The organism is Maribellus luteus (assembly GCF_003576475.1).
In the GTDB taxonomy this organism is placed as follows: Bacteria; Bacteroidota; Bacteroidia; order Bacteroidales; family Prolixibacteraceae; genus Draconibacterium; species Draconibacterium luteum.
On sequence record NZ_QWGR01000039.1, the window covers coordinates 1 to 1703 of the forward strand.

The following is a 1703-nucleotide window of genomic DNA, read 5'->3' on the forward strand; positions in this document are numbered from 1 at the left end:
CACAGTACATAATAACCTTACTCCACTCTTTCGTTCTTTCAGTTAATTATTAGAAGATAAGAAAATGTAAACTTAGGAAGTACATATTGCAGGGCGGGGTTTGGTGGTACGCCAACTGCGGATTCTCGTTTCGCAGTTCCGTGTCCTTCGGACAGGAACGCTCTTCGAAATCCGCCCCGACAACATGTACCAACCGTTACCCACAAGCTTAAATAGAAAGAATGAAGTCAATTAAAGATTATATTTCGGAACTAAGTCAAACAGAATGGGATTATTATTCTGAAATAGAATATCGTGAATTAGAGAATCCATTTACAAGCCGATTATCGCATAAACAATTTGTTATTGATTATTTTAAACGTTCAGGAAAAAACAAAGTATTAGAATTTCTAGACTATATTCCTGAAAGGAAATTAGATAATAATCGAGTTAAGCATACCAACTCGATATTTTTCTTAGGTATTTTACTATACAACAAAACAAATCTTTACAATGAGTTTTTTGAAAATCTGAACACGGCTGAATACAGAAGGTTTCCATTCTTATGGTTTTTAGCTTGTCTTTTTCACGATTTTGGATTTACAGTTGAAAATGATGAAACAGCAATTAACGGAATTAATAATATTTCAGACTTAAAGCAAAAGTATTCCATTAACAATTGTTTATTGCAAACTAATCCAAAAGAAGTCAATCAAATACTATTCAAAGAGATTGAAAACTATTTCAATTATCGAATAAGTGAGAGCAAAGTAATTGACCATGGTATTTTTGCAGGATTATATTTCTTTGACTGCTTAATTAAAATAAGAAAGAAAAAAATACAACAAAATGACTCTTCATTATTCTGGGGGAAAGAGCTAGAAGAACAATATGCTCAAATTGCAACTGCGATTGCTACTCATAATATTTGGTTACCAAAAAATGACCAACATGATATTTATAAAAAATATCAACTTCAAAAACTGATTGATAATTTTAAACCGATAATTTTCAACGATTTCCCATTATTATATGTCCTAGGAATTGTGGATACAATTGACCCGATGAAGACTTATATGCGTCAAGGCTTTAAACCCAATGAAATTCTCGAAAATTTAGAATTGGAGTTTTATGAAAACATCATAAAAATAAAAAATGGCAGTAAATCTAATTTAGATTTCCAAAAAATGACAGATAACATAAAGGGTTTAAATGATTGGCTAAATATTGGTATTGAATACAATAAAAATGAACTAAAACTTGAATTGAGATAAAATCAATTAACACTTTATTAGGATGAATTCTTTCCCACATATTACAGAAGAATATTATTGTCAGAATTGCAATTGCTTCAGGACTTCAATTGAAGTTAATGCAGACTGGAAATGTATTAAATGCAGTAATCACATTGAAATAAGAATTAAAACAAAAATATTGGATAATTCATGCTTTAGAATTAGGGCTAGTGAGTTAGCAACAAATGATATGATTTTGTTGGACAGAAATGATGAATTTAGAACAGTATTGGATTTGAAAAAAGAAGGCGATAATTTTAAAGTAGCCATAGAAAGATATAGAGCAATTAATATCCATAAAGACAATTTTATTTTAAAACTTCATGGAGGATGGTATCATAATAAAGAAAAAAGTCGAGTAGGTAAAGGGGAATCACACCCCTAAACCTCTCACAGAACCGTACGTGATAGTCTCCCATCATACGGCTC

The 1703-nt window shown here is 30.7% G+C and carries 2 protein-coding genes; both read left to right on the forward strand.

Going from position 1 to position 1703, the window contains the following annotated elements:
• Window positions 1–221: 221 nt before the first annotated feature.
• A complete protein-coding gene (locus tag D1614_RS23560) occupies window positions 222–1253 on the forward strand; it encodes a hypothetical protein (protein ID WP_119440449.1) in 1032 nt (343 codons plus the stop codon).
• Window positions 1254–1413: 160 nt separating this feature from the next.
• Window positions 1414–1659 (forward strand): hypothetical protein, encoded by a 246-nt coding sequence (locus tag D1614_RS26020; protein ID WP_147384368.1) that lies wholly within the window; start codon window positions 1414–1416, stop codon window positions 1657–1659.
• The last annotated feature ends 44 nt before the right edge of the window (window positions 1660–1703 follow it).

What these genes read in the sequence shown, in the direction of transcription:
- D1614_RS23560 (WP_119440449.1), top strand. Translation starts at nt 222, where the DNA reads ATGAAGTCAATTAAAGATTATATTTCGGAACTAAGTCAAACAGAATGG.